This window comes from Rhizorhabdus dicambivorans, from assembly GCF_002355275.1.
In the GTDB taxonomy this organism is placed as follows: Bacteria; Pseudomonadota; Alphaproteobacteria; order Sphingomonadales; family Sphingomonadaceae; genus Rhizorhabdus; species Rhizorhabdus dicambivorans.
This window is the reverse complement of sequence record NZ_CP023449.1, coordinates 4,482,920-4,498,005: the sequence shown is the minus strand read 5'-3', so window position 1 is coordinate 4,498,005 and position 15,086 is coordinate 4,482,920. Positions and strand designations below refer to the sequence as shown.

12 protein-coding genes are annotated in these 15,086 nt (G+C 68.0%); 2 read left to right on the top strand and 10 right to left on the bottom strand.

Annotated features, from left to right (window positions below):
• Nucleotides 1-58: 58 nt before the first annotated feature.
• The 6 genes from CMV14_RS21120 to CMV14_RS21095 all read right to left on the bottom strand — a co-directional run bounded on the left by CMV14_RS21120 (nucleotide 59) and on the right by CMV14_RS21095 (nucleotide 7,616).
• Complete coding sequence (locus CMV14_RS21120; protein WP_066961647.1) at nucleotides 59-1,837, bottom strand: SLC13 family permease; 1,779 nt, start codon at nucleotides 1,835-1,837, stop codon at nucleotides 59-61.
• Nucleotides 1,838-1,929: 92 nt separating this feature from the next.
• On the bottom strand, nucleotides 1,930-3,126 hold the full coding sequence (locus tag CMV14_RS21115) for a hypothetical protein (protein WP_066961649.1): 1,197 nt from the start codon (nucleotides 3,124-3,126) through the stop codon (nucleotides 1,930-1,932).
• A 144-nt stretch (nucleotides 3,127-3,270) separates the two neighbouring features.
• Nucleotides 3,271-4,296 carry a phytanoyl-CoA dioxygenase family protein gene (locus tag CMV14_RS21110; protein ID WP_066961652.1) on the bottom strand — a complete coding sequence of 342 codons (1,026 nt, stop codon included), beginning with the start codon at nucleotides 4,294-4,296 and terminating at the stop codon, nucleotides 3,271-3,273.
• Nucleotides 4,297-4,306: 10 nt separating this feature from the next.
• On the bottom strand, nucleotides 4,307-5,110 hold the full coding sequence (locus CMV14_RS21105; protein ID WP_066961655.1) for a 3-deoxy-manno-octulosonate cytidylyltransferase: 804 nt from the start codon (nucleotides 5,108-5,110) through the stop codon (nucleotides 4,307-4,309).
• A gap of 14 nt (nucleotides 5,111-5,124) precedes the next feature.
• On the bottom strand, nucleotides 5,125-6,117 hold the full coding sequence (locus CMV14_RS21100) for a KpsF/GutQ family sugar-phosphate isomerase (protein WP_066961658.1): 993 nt from the start codon (nucleotides 6,115-6,117) through the stop codon (nucleotides 5,125-5,127).
• Between the two features lie 134 nt (nucleotides 6,118-6,251).
• Nucleotides 6,252-7,616 (bottom strand): SAM-dependent methyltransferase, encoded by a 1,365-nt coding sequence (locus CMV14_RS21095; protein ID WP_238147109.1) that lies wholly within the window; start codon nucleotides 7,614-7,616, stop codon nucleotides 6,252-6,254.
• 281 nt (nucleotides 7,617-7,897) lie between these two features.
• Between CMV14_RS21095 and CMV14_RS21090 the strand changes: the two genes are divergently transcribed.
• The gene (locus CMV14_RS21090; protein ID WP_066961664.1) at nucleotides 7,898-8,689 is read left to right on the top strand and encodes a metallophosphoesterase family protein; all 792 of its coding nucleotides are present in this window, start codon (nucleotides 7,898-7,900) and stop codon (nucleotides 8,687-8,689) included.
• Between the two features lie 81 nt (nucleotides 8,690-8,770).
• Nucleotides 8,771-11,428 carry an EAL domain-containing protein gene (locus CMV14_RS21085; RefSeq protein ID WP_066961968.1) on the top strand — a complete coding sequence of 886 codons (2,658 nt, stop codon included), beginning with the start codon at nucleotides 8,771-8,773 and terminating at the stop codon, nucleotides 11,426-11,428.
• Between the two features lie 61 nt (nucleotides 11,429-11,489).
• On the opposite strand, the gene CMV14_RS21080 is transcribed toward CMV14_RS21085, so the two are convergent.
• The 4 genes from CMV14_RS21080 to CMV14_RS21065 all read right to left on the bottom strand — a co-directional run bounded on the left by CMV14_RS21080 (nucleotide 11,490) and on the right by CMV14_RS21065 (nucleotide 15,067).
• A complete protein-coding gene (locus CMV14_RS21080; RefSeq protein WP_066961667.1) occupies nucleotides 11,490-11,792 on the bottom strand; it encodes an endonuclease domain-containing protein in 303 nt (100 codons plus the stop codon).
• 121 nt (nucleotides 11,793-11,913) lie between these two features.
• On the bottom strand, nucleotides 11,914-14,106 hold the full coding sequence (gene purL, locus CMV14_RS21075; protein ID WP_066961671.1) for a phosphoribosylformylglycinamidine synthase subunit PurL: 2,193 nt from the start codon (nucleotides 14,104-14,106) through the stop codon (nucleotides 11,914-11,916).
• A 33-nt stretch (nucleotides 14,107-14,139) separates the two neighbouring features.
• Complete coding sequence (locus CMV14_RS21070; protein WP_238147108.1) at nucleotides 14,140-14,655, bottom strand: CinA family protein; 516 nt, start codon at nucleotides 14,653-14,655, stop codon at nucleotides 14,140-14,142.
• A gap of 7 nt (nucleotides 14,656-14,662) precedes the next feature.
• Nucleotides 14,663-15,067, bottom strand: coding sequence for a DUF6766 family protein (locus tag CMV14_RS21065; protein ID WP_066961677.1), 405 nt, complete (start codon nucleotides 15,065-15,067; stop codon nucleotides 14,663-14,665).
• Between the last annotated feature and the right edge of the window lie 19 nt (nucleotides 15,068-15,086).

The following is a 15,086-nucleotide window of genomic DNA, read 5'->3' as shown; positions in this document are numbered from 1 at the left end:
TAAAGCCAGGTCCTCCGGGGTGGAAGCGTGGATCGGGCTTGAAGGTCGAGCCCGCCGGTCAGCGCACCGGCCAGACCAGCAGGATCAGCGGCACGCCGATCAGCACCACCATCAGCGACAGCGGCGCGCCCAGCCGGGCATAATCGCCGAAGCGGTAGCCGCCGGGCCCCATCACCAGCGTGTTGCACTGGTGTCCGATGGGGGTGAGGAAATCGCAGCCCGCGCCGACCGCCACCGCCATCAGGAAGGCTTCGGGCCGGTATCCGAGATCGCCCGCGAACATCGCCGCCACCGGCGCCATCACCAGCACTGTCGCGGCGTTGTTGAGGAACGGCGTCACCGCCATGGCGGTGACCAGGATCAGCCCCAGCGCGCCCCACACCGGCAGCTGCCTTGCGGTTTCCGACAGCCAATGCGCCATCAGGTCGGTCGCGCCGGTCGTCTGCAGCGCCTGGCTGACCGGGATCAGCGCGCCGAGCATGATCAGGATCGGCCATTCGACATTCTCATAGGCCTCGCGCGGGCTGATCGACCCGGTCAGCATCATCGCCGCCGCGGCCGCGAAAAAGGCGACCGCGACCGGCACCAGCCCCGCCGCGGTGGCCGCCATCGCCGCCGTCAGTATCGCCACCGGCAACAGGCCCCGCCGGATGCTTCCCAGCCGGATCGGCCGCTCGGCGAGGGGCAGCAGCCCGAGCGCACGCATCTGTCCGGGCAGGATGTCGATCGGACCCTGCACCACCAGCGCGTCTCCCGCCGCCAGCCGCGTATCGCCCAGCCGTTCGGTCATCACATGGCCGGCGCGCGAGATGGCGATCAGGTTCAGGCCGTGGCGGTCGTGCAGCTCCAGGCCGCCGGCCGCTTCCCCGATCAGCGCCGACTGCGGGGTCACCACCGCCTCGATGACGCCGCGCCCTTCGGCGCGGGTGCCGGTGACCATCGCCCGGTCCTGGCCGACAAGTTCCAGCCCGCCGCGCGCAATCGCCTTCGCCAGGGCGTCGGGCTCGCCGCGCAGGAACAGCGTGTCGCCGTCCTCGATCACCGTGTCGGGCAGGGTGACGCGGCGCCGCCGGGTGCCGCGCATCATGCCGGTCACCACGATCGTTCCATCATTGGCATCGACGAACTGGCCCACCGTCCTGCCTGCCGTCGGGCATCCCGGCGGCACCTCCGCCTCGGTGTTATAATCCGCTATGTCCAGCGCTTCGCTCAGCGACGCGGCGGCGCGGCGATCGCGCGGGAGCAGCCGGTAGCCGAAACGCAGGAAGATCAAGCCCGCCAGCGACAGGCCCAGGCCGACCGGCGCATAATCGAACATCAGGAAGGGTTGGCCCGTCATCTCCTCGCGCACCCGCGATACGATGATGTTGGGGGAGGTGCCGACCAGCGTGATCAGCCCGCCCAGCAGCGATCCAAACGACATCGGCATCAGGAAGACGGCGGGCGAACCGCCCGAGCGCTTGGCCATCTTGAGCGCGGCCGGGATCAGCATCGCCAGCGCGCCGATATTCTTCACCAGCGCCGACAGCAGGGTGACCGAGCCCACCAGCACGGTGATCTGCCAGCGGACACGCGTGATCCGCTGCGCCATCCGGTCGAGCAGATTCTCCACCACGCCGGCCCGGGCGACCGCCGCGCTCACCACCAGGGCGCTGCCGACGATGATGACGATATCGTCGCTGAAGCCCGAAAAGGCCTTCTTCGGATCAACCGTGCCCGCGGCGACCGATGCCAGCAGCGCCACCATCGCAACCACGTCGTAACGCAGCCGCCCCCAGATGAAGAGCAACATCATGCCGCCGAGGATGAGGAAGGCGAGGATCTGGGGTTCGGTCATGGGCTGGGCGGTAAACGCGCGAGCGCCCGAAATGCTGCAACCGAAACGACATGATGCAGATCAATCGCGTGCCGGGTGTCGGCGGCGCCTGCTCAATCCTTGCGGACGATCAGCCCGAAGGGAACCGGGCCGCCGCGCTCGGCGAGCCCCGCAAAGTTCAGCTGGGCGACCGAGAAACCGCGCGCGAGCAGCATTACTGCCAGCCGGTCGATCTCGCGGCGGGGAAGGGCAGGCCCGTCGCTCATGTCCGCCGTCACGTCGAACAGATGGACCGCCGGCCCGCCCGGCCGCAGCATCGCCATCAGCTCGACGAGGTGGTTGGCGCAGCTGCCGGCGGCATGGCCCTGCTCGGCCTGGCCGATCGTCCAGAGGAAATCGAAGCCGCGCTCGTCCGCCGGCTGGTCGGTCAGCGACAGGATCATGCCGGGGCGCAGGCCGTCCGGGCCCGGCCGGGCGTCCAGCGTCGAACAGGCGATCGCGTTCCAGGACAGGGCGCTGCCGTCCCCGGCGGGGGGATCGACCAGCGCCACCTCGGCCTGGGCGGCGGCGAAGACCGGGGCGAGCGCGCGGCTCTCCTCGCCCCAGCCGATGCCGCGCGCGCCGGGCTGGAGCGCGCCATAGCGATCGAGCGCCTGGGCCAGGAAGGCGAGCCGCCATTGCGCCTCGGGATCGCTCGGACGCGGCGACAGCCTGGACAGCCATTTATGCGCGTCGGGCTCGGCAAGCTGGCCGGCGCTCATCGCCTGCGAAACCGGGTCCTGGAACGAGGGCGCCGCGTCGTTCACCAGCCGGACTGCGGATACCAGCGGCGGCGTGCTCAGCCGGGTCGGCAGCAGCGGCTGCTGGAGCGCGGGATCGTCGCTGCTCTCTATCTGTTCGGCCCGGACCGAGAGGCCGGCGGCCTGGGCGTCGGTGCCCTCGGTGCAATAGCCATAGGCGGCATAGGTGGCGCCGGCGACGCTCATGAAGCTGATCGCCAGCCCGCGCTCGGCCGCCATGCTGTCGCTCAGCGGGATTCGCGCCGATGTCACGAAGATCGCGTCGCGGCCGCTGCCCGGGATGAAGGCGTTGATGTTGACGCGAAGCTCGCCGAAGGTCGCCCGGAGCCGGTCGAAGCGGATCGTGAACATCACCCGGCCGGGGCGGAACTCGACATAGGGAGTGTGAAACGCATAGCGCGGATCGAGGCTGCGTTCCTTGCCGCCCAGCGGCCGGATGACGCTGGCCTGTCCCTCCATGAATCCGAACGGGTCGAGATCGCGGATGGGGTCCTGGGTGCCTGCGTCCATCTGCTCGCCCTTAGAGTGATTTCGAGGCAGATGGAACATCTGCCGGCTTGGAAATCACGGCAACAAAAGGAAATCAGAGTCGATCCGATTCAGTCCGAAGCGGACCGGCTCCGTGATCGAAACCGGGCTGCGGCAATGGCGGGCTCACTCATCGCCCGGCCTTTTGCGTCCCGCCCTGGCCCAGGGCTGGCCGATCCAGCGCCGATAGATGTCATGGGTCAGCCACAGCAGCGGAATCCGCCGTTCGGCGATCCCGGGCAGGCTCCACGGATCCAGCCCGGCGAAGGGCAGGAAGGGGTTGCGCCGGCTATAGGCAAACAGCTCGATCCGGGTGGTCGGCAGACGGCTGAGCGCGCGCGCATGGAAGCCGAAGGTGTCGGCGACGACGAGGGTGTTGGCCGGGACGGCAAAGGCGGTGGCCTGCGGCAGGCCCAGGCCCGCCAGTTCCTCCGGCTCGACGCGGAAGGACCCGCGCGCCGACAGGAAATCGCCGCTGTCGCGTACGGCGAGGCTGCGCCGCCTTTCCCAGGCGATCCGCTCGGCCGTCAGCCGGTGTGATCCGGGAACATAGGTGAGCGGCCCGTCCTCCGGCCCGACATCCTGCAGGAACAGCCATGCCTTCATCGTCGGATGGAAGGTGTCGGCATGAAGCGCGGTCTGCGGATCGGCGGGTGCCTCGCGGCGGTGGCTGAGGATCGACTGGACGTAGAGCAGCGGCTCGACATCGAAGCTTGCGACGTAGCGGGCCAGCGCCTGCCAGCGCGGATCGCGGGCGAAGGCGCGCATCGCCGGCACGTCGCGCAGCATCGCCGGGTCGACGGCATAGCGGCGCGTGATCGTGTCGCCCTGCACCATCTCGCGGGCCGGGCCCGTCCAGCCGAGCAGCTGGTCGCGCAGCGCGGCGAAGGTCTCGGGCGGCAGGAAATCCCGCTTCACGACGAAGCCGTCGCGCCGGAAGTCCGCCAGATCGGCCGGCTCGAGCGCCGCGCCAAGGCGCGCGCGGCGCTTCTCGGCCAGCCGATAGGTAAGCTCCACCCGGCCGGCGTGGAGGCCCCGCCGATTGAGCCGGTCGGATCCGATCAGTGGATTGTCGAGGAACGACTTGGCCCCGGTCAGCAGCTGCGCTGCCCACCAGGGCGCCAGCAGATTGCGCAGAATCCTACCCCTCATCGTGCGGTTATTATTCGATCCCGCGCGCTTTGAGGATAGCCTCGATCGGGGCGACGTCGGTCGGATTGTTGAGTTCGATCGCGTCCCAGCCGATCGGATCGAACGGCACCACTCCCACCGGCACCCCGCCGGCCAGGAAGCGAAGCTGCTCGAGCCCTTCGAGCTGCTCCAGTTCCGACATGCCGAGCGCGACATAGCGCCGCAGCGCATCGGGCCGATAGGCATAGACGCCGAGGTGGAGATGGACCGGCGGGAAGGGCTGCGACGCCGCCTCGGGCGGAAGATGCGGGATCACCCGCTTCGAAAAGTAGAGCGCGCGCCGGTCGGCGCCGAAGACGACGGTGGTGCCGCCGACGCGGCCCTGCGCCTGATCCTCGACGAGATGGGCATAGGTGGTCTGCGCGCAGCGGATCGCCGGCGTGGTCATCGCCATGTCGGGCGCCGCCCGTAGAGAGTCGACCAGCGCGGTGACGACATGGGCGGGGGTGAGCGGCGCATCGCCCTGCAGGTTGACGACGATGTCGGGCTCGATGCTGAGGCGTGCGATCGCATCGGCGCAGCGTTCGGTGCCGTTGGCGCAGGCTTCGGCGGTCATCACCACCTGGCCCCCGAAGCCGCGCACCGCCTCCGCGATCCGCTCGTCATCGGTCGCGACCCATACCGAGGCGGGATCGGCGATCGTCGCGGCGCATTCCCAGCTGCGCTGGATCAGGGGCTTGGGCGTGCCGGTCGCGCCGGTCAGCAGCGCCAGCGGCTTGGCCGGATAGCGCGAGGACTGGTAGCGCGCGGGGATGATGACCGCGACGTCCGTCATGCGAGCGGGAAGACTCAGCTCAGGCCGTAGCGTACGAAGTCGTGGATATGGACGATGCCGGCCGGAACCTCGGGGCGTTCATCCTCCATCACGAAGACGGTGGTGATCTTGCAGTCGTTCATGATCATCAGCGCGTCTTCGGCGAGCGTGTCGAGCGGCACCGTCTTGGGGTTCGCGGTCATCACGTCGACCGCATGGCCGTCGCCGAGATCGCCGATATGGCGGCGAAGGTCGCCGTCCGTGATGACGCCGACCAGCCGGCCGTCGTCGTCGACCACGCCCGCCGCGCCGAAGCCCATCGATGTCATCGTCATGATGACCTCGCGCATCGGCGTCTCGCGGCGAACCAGCGGCAGGCTGGCGCCGCCGTGCATCATCTCGCTCACCGCCATCAGCCGCAGGCCGATCACGCCGCCAGGGTGGAGCTGCTTGAGGCTGTCGCGCTGGACCCCGCGAAGGTCCATCAGCGCCATCGCCAGCGCATCGCCCAGGGCCAGCATGACCGCGGTCGAGCTGGTCGGCGCGATGTTGCTGGGACAGGCTTCGCGCACCTGCGGGATCAGCAGCTTGACGTCGGCGGCCTGCATCACCGGGGAATCGGCGCGCGAGGCGACGCCGATGATCCGGATGCGAAGCGCCCGGCAGTGCTGCATCACCGGAGTAAGCTCCGGGGTCGATCCCGAATTGGAGAGGACGATCAGCGTGTCGCCATCCTGCACCATGCCCAGATCGCCATGGGCGGCCTCGGCGGGGTGGATGAAGATGGCGGGCGAGCCGGTCGCGGCGAAGGTCGCGGCGATCTTGCGGGCCATGTGGCCCGACTTGCCCATGCCGGTGACGACGATGCGGCCCCGGGTCGCATCGAGCATCTGTACCGCAGTGGCGAAATTCTCGTCGAGGAACGCTTCGAGCTGGATGAGGGCGTCGATTTCGGCCCGGATAACCTCCCGGCCACGTTCCAATAGTGCAGATGTGGTCGCTCCGGACCGGATGTCGTGTGTTATCACGCTCGTCTCCCTGGCCCCGCGTGCGCCGAAAATATACAGGCTTGCATATGTTGCAAGCTCTATTGCGGCAATGCACCAAAAACGCGCGGGCTCATAGGCCAAAGACGGAGTTGCCGGCCCTTTGCCTTAGGGTTTCAGGACTTTTTTCTGGCGACCAGCCCGAACGAGGTGGAAACCCAGCGCAGCAACTGCAGCTTCAGGTGGGGATCGCTCGAATAGGGCGGCAGGTCGATGAAGCGGTCCAGCTCGCTGTCGCCGCTGTCAAAGGTGATCGGCATCACCTCATGGCCCTGGGCGGTCAGCCGCATCGCCAGCTCCTCGAAATCGCGACGGCGGAAGATCACGGTGCCGCCCTTCTCGAGCGTGGAACTGTTCGAACTCAGGTTCAGCTCGGTGGTGTGCACCGCGATGCCGCCGGGCTTCAGGCACTTCACCGAATTCTCGAAGAAGGCGAGGCCCGCCTCGATCGAGCCGAGATGCTCATAGGCGCAGGACGACCAGGTGAAGTCGAAATCGACGAGGTCGGCCGGGATCGCGTTCATGTCGACCGCGCGATAGCTGACCCGCTCGAAGAAGCTGGCCTCGTCGCACAGGTGCGGATTGTGGATCTGGCGCAGGTTCGAGCCGAGCTGGGCCGTGTCGTTCCACACCTGGGCGCGGTCGTCATCGGCGGCCAGATCGGTCGCGACCACCGTGCAGCCATTGGCGGCGAAGATCGACGACAGCGGCTCGATGCCGACACCGAAGCCCAGGCCGCGCGCGCCGGGGCGCAGCATGCCATGATATTCCAGCGTCCGCAGGATGAAGACGAATTCCCACTGCTTGCGGTGGCGGCTGGGGACGTTCGCCATGCGATGGCACCAGTCGGCATAGACCGGCTCTTTCATCTGTGCTGCAGTGCACATCTGCGAAGTGGGCTGGGCCAGCGTGGCGCGCCGCTTGACGACCAGCTTCTTCAGCGGCCCCTTGCCGGGCGCCGACAGGAAATCCTGCCGGGCCGCATCGTAGCGGGCGCGCAGGGCGTCGCTGCTGTCGCCCCCGGTCAGGCTGATCTCGATCCGGTCGGCCCGCGCGTCCGAATCGTCGGTCAGCGTGCCCATGATCGCGTAGCTGTGCCCCGGCGCGCCGAGCTTCGACATCTCGATCTCGCCGCCTTCGGCGACGAGTTTGTCGATCGGGAAGGCCATCACCTTGGGCGCCACCGATTCGCCATCCTCGGTGATGCCGTTGATATTGATCAGCAGCTGGCCGCGCGTGCCGGTCAGCCCCGGCAGCAGGATGCGATAGCTCAGCCGGCCGCCGGTCGACGGGACATATTCGGTGTGGAAGGCATAGCCCGGCACCAGGCTCGGCTTGCTGCCGCCCTCGCCCGAGAGCGCGCTGGTCTGGCCAGCCCAGAAGGAGAAGGGCTTGAGCTCCAGCGCCACCTCGTCGCGGCGGCCGCCGGTGCGGCGGTCATGCCACCAGCGCCAGGCGCGCACCGCCACCGAGCGAAGCAAAGACCTTTCCTGGGATGGCGATGTGCGGGACGAGATGGGTGTGTTCAGCGTCATGGGTCGGCTGCTCTATGGCGTCACAGGGGCGGGGTTTCAACCATGTAGATGGGGTGCGGCCATCGCCGTGGTGATGCTCATCACCAATCCACCTGAACCGCGCCTGTCCGGGCCGGGGCGCTTCCATTGCCAATCCGGCGGGGGAGCGCCATATTTACCCGTTCGGAGACGATATCTTGAACCAGGCGGGACCAGATCAGGGCGGCGATCGCGGTTGGCGGCAGCGGATGAACACGCTGACGCAGCGGCGCGGCGACGCGCCCCGGCCGCAGATACCGGCCGGCCAGCGCGTCTATGCGGTCGGCGACATCCATGGCCGGCTGGACCTGCTGATCCCGCTGCTCGCCCATATCCGCGACGATATCGGCGCCCGTGCCCACGCCGACAACCATGTCGTGCTGCTCGGCGATCTGGTCGATCGCGGGCCCTATTCGGCCGAGACGGTCGAATATGCGATCAGCGCCCTGCCGGCCTTCGCCACCTTCCATGTGCTGATGGGCAATCATGAGGAGGCGATGGTCCGCGCGATGGACCCGATGGAGGACCGGTCGGAGAATCTCTGGCTGAAATTCGGCGGCTATGAGACGCTCGCCAGCTATGGCGTGCCGGTCGCGACGCTCGGCGACGAGCTGCCCCCGATCGAGGCGCTGCGCCATCATATTCCCGAGCGGCACCGCCAGTTCCTCGAAAACCTGCCCGACGCGATCCGCTTCGGCGATTATGTCTTCGTCCACGCCGGCGTCCGCCCGGGAATCGCGCTGGAAGAACAGAATCCCAGCGACATGCGCTGGATCCGCCATGAGTTCCTGGAACATCGCGGCGATCATGGCGCCTTCATCGTCCACGGGCATTCGATCAGCACCGAGCCGGACATCCAGCCCAACCGCATGGGGATCGATACCGGCGCCTATCGCAGCGGCACCCTCACCGCGCTGGGGCTGGAGGGGGACCGCCGCTGGCTGCTGCGCGCGAGCGTCGTCGACGGCGAAGTTCAAACGAAATTAAGCAGCTTGGGTTAACCCCCGACTCGGGGGTTCGCACGCGACTCCGCCATGGTGGCGGCGGCGTTCCGAATTTCCGGGTTTGAGGAGAAGCGCCGCATGCGGCGGGTACGGGGACGATCGGCTCTGGCGATCGAGGCCAAGGGTGAGGGCGAGACGAGGCGCGTTCGCTTCCTGCGCGGGCTGTTTCCGCGCGGGGACGCCCATGATCGCCAGTCGATCGCCAACCGCGTGCGCATGGCGGTGGATGCGCTGCCGATGCTGCTGCTCGCCAATCTCATGGTCGCGGCCGGGCTCTGGCTGATCCGCTGGCCGGCCATCGGCAGTGGCGGTTCCTGGATGATCCTGGCACCCCTGCTCGGGGTGTCGGCGGCCGGCGGCATGGTCAGGCTGCTCGCGCTGCGCAGCCGGGCCGGGTGGGGCAGCCCCGAACGGATGCACTTCGTGGTCGCCCTGTTCGGCCTTGTCCAGGGGCTGGGCTGGTCGGCATGGATGCTCGGGGCGGCCGCGGACATGGCCTCGCCGCAATGGCCGCTCGCGGCGATCGCCTATTCCGCGCTGCTGGTCATCACCACCCTCGTCTTCGCGCCCGTGCCCACCGCCGCGCTGGCGCTGTGGCTGACGCTGTCGATCACCGTCGTCGCCGCGCTCGGCCAGTGGGTTGCGGGGTTGATGCTGCTGCCGCTGCTCGGCATCGCCGCGATCGCTCTCGGTGGCATTTCGGAGCGCAGCTATGTCGCTTCGCGGCGCTGGCTGACCAACGCGACAGCCGCGCTCAAGGCGTCGGTGCTGCTGAGCGAGTTCGAGGAGAGCGGCCGCGGCTGGTTCTGGGAAACCGACGATCGCGGCCTGATCAGCTATATCTCGCCGCAGATCCCCGCCGTCTTCGGTCGGACCGTAGAAGAATTGCTAGGCACCCCGATGACCGGCCTCGTCCTGCACGAAAGCGGCGACGGCACCGGCACCGGCGATGGCGAGCGGACGCTGGGCTTCCATCTCGCGACCCGGCTCGCCTTCTCGGAGATCGCGGTGCGCGCGGCGCTGGGCGACGATGTCCGCTGGTGGTCGCTGTCGGGCCGGCCGGCCTTCGACGAATATGGCAATTTCCTGGGCTTCCGGGGCAGCGGCACCGACCTTACCGAGATGCGCCGCTCGGAGGCCGAGGTGAAGCGGCTCGCCAGCTATGATCCGCTCACCGGCCTGCCCAACCGGATCATGATGCGGCGCACGCTCGACGAATCGATGCGCGACGTCGCGGGGCGGCCGAAGAAGGTCGCGCTGTTCCTGCTCGATCTCGATCGTTTCAAGACGGTCAACGACACGCTCGGCCACCCGGTGGGTGATGCCCTGCTGCGCCAGGTCGCGGAACGCCTCCAGCGGGTCGTCCACAATGACGGGCAGGTCGGCCGGCTCGGCGGCGACGAGTTCAAGGTGGTGCTGCCCGGCATCGTCGAGCGGACCCGGCTCACCCAGCTGGCCCAGGCGATCATCCAGGAAGTGTCGAAGCCCTATCTGGTCGAAGGATCGCATGTCTCGATCGGAGCTTCGATCGGCGTCGCTCTGGCGCCCGATGATGGTGCCGCCGCCGACGCGCTGATCCGCAACGCCGATCTCGCGCTTTATGCGGCCAAGGCGGACGGAAAGGGCGTCCATCGCTTCTACCAGCCGGAGATGCACGCCAGCGCCAAGGACCGCCGCCTGCTGGAGATGGACCTCCGCAAGGTGATGAACGACGGCGGGCTCCACCTCGTCTATCAGCCGGTGGTCGATGCGCAGAGCGAGGCGACGGTCTGCTTCGAGGCGCTGGTGCGCTGGAACCACCCGACGCGCGGCCCCGTCTCGCCCGCCGATTTCATTCCGGTGGCGGAGGAGATCGGGCTGATCCCGCAGATCGGCGAATGGGTGCTGCGCACCGCCTGCCTGGAGGCGGTCAACTGGCCCGATGGCGTGCGCGTCGCGGTCAACATCTCGCCGATCCAGTTCGCCAATCCGGCGTTGCCCGGCATCGTCATGTCGGCGCTGGCGGCGGCGCAGCTCCCGGCGCACCGGCTGGAGCTGGAGATCACCGAGGGCGTCTTCCTCAACGACGATGCCGCGACCGACACGATGTTCGCCCGTCTCAAGGCGATCGGGGTGCGCTTCGCGCTCGACGATTTCGGCACCGGCTATTCGTCGCTCGGCTATCTGAAGAAGGCGCCGTTCAACAAGATCAAGATCGACCAGAGCTTCGTGCGCGGCGCCGCCGTGCCCGGCAATCGCAACGCCGCGATCATCCGCGCGATCGTGGCGCTGGCCGACAGCCTCGGCATGGAGACCACCGCCGAGGGCGCCGAGACCCCGGACGAACTGGCGCTGATCCGCTCGCTGGGCTGCAGCCATATCCAGGGCTATATCTTCGGACGTCCGATGCCATCGGACGAGGCACGGGCCCGCGTCGCCGGCTCGACCAAATTCGCCATGCCCGGCCTGCTGGTGACCCGCGACCCGCGCGTCGCGGTGCTCCGCACGGCGACGATCCGCAGCGCGCGCGGCACCGAAAGCGGGCGGGTGCGCAACCTGTCGCGCTCGGGCGCGATGCTCGAATGCGGCATCTGCTTCCGCGACGGCGATCTGGTGCAGATCGATTTCGGCGATGGCCACTGGATCGCCGCAGCCGTCCGCTGGGCCGACGAGGAACGCTTCGGCGTCGCCTTCGACGAGCCGATCGAGATCGAGCAGCTCACCCCGCAAAAGATGGCGCGCAGCGCGGCGGGCTAAAAGATCCTCCCTATGCGAAGCATGGGGAGGGGGACCGTTCGCAAAGCGAATGGTGGAGGGGTTATCCGCGCTCCTCGCAGAGGCGACGGATGGAATCGGCCACGGCCACAGGGTCTCGCAACACGTCCTTGGCGGAAATGCGATGAACCTTGAGACCCTGTTCTTTCAGCCACGCGTCCCGCGCTTCGTCGCGTTCCGCCCGATCGCCCATGTCATGGCTGATGCCATCGACCTCGATGACCAGCTTTGCTTCTGCGCAGTAGAAATCGAGGATATAGGGGCCCATCGGATGCTGGCGCCGGAACCTCGCGCCCGCCGCCTTCTTCCGCAGTTCCTGCCGCAGCAGCACTTCCGGCAGGCTCATCGCCTTGCGGAGTTGACGTGCCTGCTTGCGAGCGGTCTCGGGCTTGCGGCCAGCGCGAATACCCCTCCACCACCCTGCGGGTGGTCCCCCTCCCCACGCTTCGCGCAGGGAGGATCGTTGGTCACGCCCCCATCAACCCGGGGAAAAATCCCTCATGCGCGGTGCGCAGCTTGGCGAGGGGAATGCCGACGATGCTGTCGCCGCCCGTCGTGCCCAGGCGGCGCGCGGTGACGCCCGCGGTCAGCGCGGCGGCGAGGATCGCGTCGCTGTTGCCGGTGGTGACGATATAGCGGGCCTGGTCCTCGCCGAAGGCCTTCACATGGTCGAGTTCCTCGATCTTGGCGCCGATGCCGCCGGCCAGCGCCATTTCGGCCAGCGCGACCAGCAGGCCGCCGTCCGAGATGTCGTGGACGGCATTGACCTTGCCGTCGAGGATCAGCTCGCGGACGAAATCGCCGTTGCGCTTCTCCAGCTCCAGGTCCACCGGCGGGGGCGGGCCGTCCTCGCGGCCGGCGACGGTGCGCAGCCATAGCGACTGGCCGAGATGGTCGCCATCGTCGCCGATCAGCAGGACATGCTCGCCCTCGCCCTTGAAGGCGATCGTCGCCATGGCGTCGATATCGGCGAGCAGGCCGATGCCGCCGATCGCCGGCGTCGGGAGGATCGCACTGCCCGTCCCGTCGTCATTCTTGGTCTCGTTGTAGAGGCTGACATTGCCCGACACGATCGGGAAGTCGAGCGCCGCGCAGGCCTTGGCCATGCCCTCGATCGCACCGACGAACTGGCCCATGATCTCGGGCCGCTGCGGGTTGCCGAAGTTCATGCAGTCGGTGGTCGCGAGCGGCTTCGCGCCGACCGCCGTGATGTTGCGCCAGCATTCGGCGATCGCCTGGGCGCCGCCCTCCACCGGATCGGCGAAGACGTAGCGCGGCGTGCAGTCGGTGCTGATCGCGATCCCCTTTTTCGTCCCGTGGACGCGCACCACGGCGGCATCGCCGCCAGGCCGCTGGACGGTGTCGGCGCCGACCATGTGGTCATATTGCTCCCAGATCCAGCGGCGGCTGGCGAGGTCGGGCGACGCCATCAGCGCGAGAAGATTGTCGGGAACGCTGCCCTTGGCCGGCACCGGGCCGAGCGGCGCGCGCTTCGGCGTCGGCACCCAGGGGCGGTCATAGGCCGGCGCTTCGTCGGCAAGCGGGCCGAGCGGGATGTCGCACACCGTCTCGCCGTTGAACTTCAGGATCATGTGGCCGGTGTCGGTGACATGGCCGATCACCGCGAAATCGAGTTCCCATTTACGGAAGATCGCCTCGGCCTCGCCCTCGCGGCCGGGCTGGAGCACCATCAGCATCCGCTCCTGCGATTCCGACAGCATCATCTCATAGGGGGTCATGCCGGTCTCGCGGCAGGGGACCGCGTTCATGTCCAGCTCGATGCCGACCCCGCCCTTGGACGCCATCTCGACCGAGGAGGAGGTGAGTCCGGCCGCGCCCATGTCTTGGATTGCGACGATCGCGTCGGATGCCATCAGCTCCAGGCAGGCCTCGATCAACAGCTTCTCGGTGAAGGGGTCGCCGACCTGCACGGTCGGGCGCTTCTCCTCCGAATCCTCGGAGAAGTCGGCCGAGGCCATGGTCGCGCCATGGATGCCGTCGCGGCCGGTCTTGGAGCCGACATACACGATCGGATTGCCGACGCCCGAGGCCGCCGAATAGAAGATCTTGTTGGTCTCGGCGACGCCCACCGTCATCGCGTTGACCAGGATGTTGCCGTCATAGGCGGGGTGGAAATTCACCTCGCCGCCGACGGTGGGCACGCCGACGCAATTGCCATAGCCGCCGATGCCGTGGACCACGCCCGAGATCAGGTGGCGCATCTTGGGATGGTCGGGCCGGCCGAAGCGCAGCGCGTTCATGTTGGCGACCGGGCGGGCGCCCATGGTGAACACGTCGCGCAATATGCCGCCGACTCCGGTGGCCGCGCCCTGATAGGGCTCGATATAGGATGGGTGGTTGTGGCTCTCCATCTTGAAGATGGCGGCCTGGCCGTCGCCGATGTCCACCACGCCGGCATTCTCGCCTGGGCCGCAGATCACCTGCGGGCCGGTGGTCGGCAGCTTCTTCAGGTGGATGCGGCTCGACTTGTAGCTGCAATGCTCGGACCACATCACCGAGAAGATGCCGAGTTCGGTCAGGTTCGGCGTCCGCCCCATCGCATGCAGGATGCGCTCATATTCCTCGGGGGACAGGCCGTGCTCGGCGACGACCTGTGGCGTGATGGGGGCGGGGGCGATCTCGGAGACGGTCTCGGTCATGGCGCGCCCGATAGCGATTCCTTGGGGCCGCGCCTAGGGGATTCGGGTAATCGCCTCGTCCAGCATCTCCAGTGCGATGCGGATGCAGGCTATCCGCGCGGGGCCGCGATCGAGCGGCCCCAGATGAACCTCGCGATGGGCGATGGGCCCGTCGCGCCGGGCGCAGGCGAAATGGATCAGGCCGGGCTCGTCCCCGGGCGCGCCCGGGCCGGCGAAGCCCGTTATCGCCAGCGCGATGTCGCCATGCGATCCTGCGAGCGCGCCGAGCGCCATGGCACGCGCCACCTCCTCGCTGACCGCGCCGCACTCGTCGATCATCGCCTGGCTCAGACCCAACAGTTCGCACTTGGCCTCCTCGCTATAGGTGACGAAGCCGCGCTCGAAGACATGGCTGGACCCTTCGACATCGGTCAGCAGTGATGCGAGCAGCCCCCCGGTGCAGCTCTCGGCGGTGACGAGCGAAAGCTTGGCGGCGACCGCCCGCTCCAGAACCCCATGGGTCAGCGCCTCGACATCGTCCGGCAACGTCGCCGACAGGGTCTCCGTCATCGCCGGCTTACTCTCCCACGGGGGGCTCGCCATGCGCGTGGGGCAGGGCGTGGCCGTGGGTGCGCAGATAACGCTCGTCGAGATCGGCTATGATCTTCTCGCCCCGCTCGCCGGTCAGGCGCAGCAGCGCGTCGACCTTGGCTTCCAGCCGGTCGTCATTCTCCTTCGACGCCGGGGAGCCGACATAGAGGAAATAGGCGAGGCCGACGACCTGCCAGATCAGCTGGAGGAATTCGGATTGCCAGTTCTCGAACGTGTCGCGCGCGATCAGCACCGCATATTCGGCGAATTGCGGCTGCTGCGCGTGCTGGGCCGCCTCGTCGACATAGGCGAACCAGCCGAACACCCAATGGCCGGCGATCGAGACCAGGAAGAAGATGGCCGTCAGCCACCCATAGGCATATCTTTTCATTCTCGGCCTCCGAAGGACA

What these genes read in the sequence shown, in the direction of transcription:
- CMV14_RS21120 (WP_066961647.1), bottom strand. Translation starts at nt 1,837, where the DNA reads ATGACCGAACCCCAGATCCTCGCCTTCCTCATCCTCGGCGGCATGATG.
- CMV14_RS21115 (WP_066961649.1), bottom strand. Translation starts at nt 3,126, where the DNA reads ATGGACGCAGGCACCCAGGACCCCATCCGCGATCTCGACCCGTTCGGA.
- CMV14_RS21110 (WP_066961652.1), bottom strand. Translation starts at nt 4,296, where the DNA reads ATGAGGGGTAGGATTCTGCGCAATCTGCTGGCGCCCTGGTGGGCAGCG.
- CMV14_RS21105 (WP_066961655.1), bottom strand. Translation starts at nt 5,110, where the DNA reads ATGACGGACGTCGCGGTCATCATCCCCGCGCGCTACCAGTCCTCGCGC.
- CMV14_RS21090 (WP_066961664.1), top strand. Translation starts at nt 7,898, where the DNA reads ATGAACACGCTGACGCAGCGGCGCGGCGACGCGCCCCGGCCGCAGATA.
- CMV14_RS21085 (WP_066961968.1), top strand. Translation starts at nt 8,771, where the DNA reads ATGCGGCGGGTACGGGGACGATCGGCTCTGGCGATCGAGGCCAAGGGT.
- CMV14_RS21080 (WP_066961667.1), bottom strand. Translation starts at nt 11,792, where the DNA reads ATGAGCCTGCCGGAAGTGCTGCTGCGGCAGGAACTGCGGAAGAAGGCG.
- purL (WP_066961671.1), bottom strand. Translation starts at nt 14,106, where the DNA reads ATGACCGAGACCGTCTCCGAGATCGCCCCCGCCCCCATCACGCCACAG.
- CMV14_RS21070 (WP_238147108.1), bottom strand. Translation starts at nt 14,655, where the DNA reads ATGACGGAGACCCTGTCGGCGACGTTGCCGGACGATGTCGAGGCGCTG.
- CMV14_RS21065 (WP_066961677.1), bottom strand. Translation starts at nt 15,067, where the DNA reads ATGAAAAGATATGCCTATGGGTGGCTGACGGCCATCTTCTTCCTGGTC.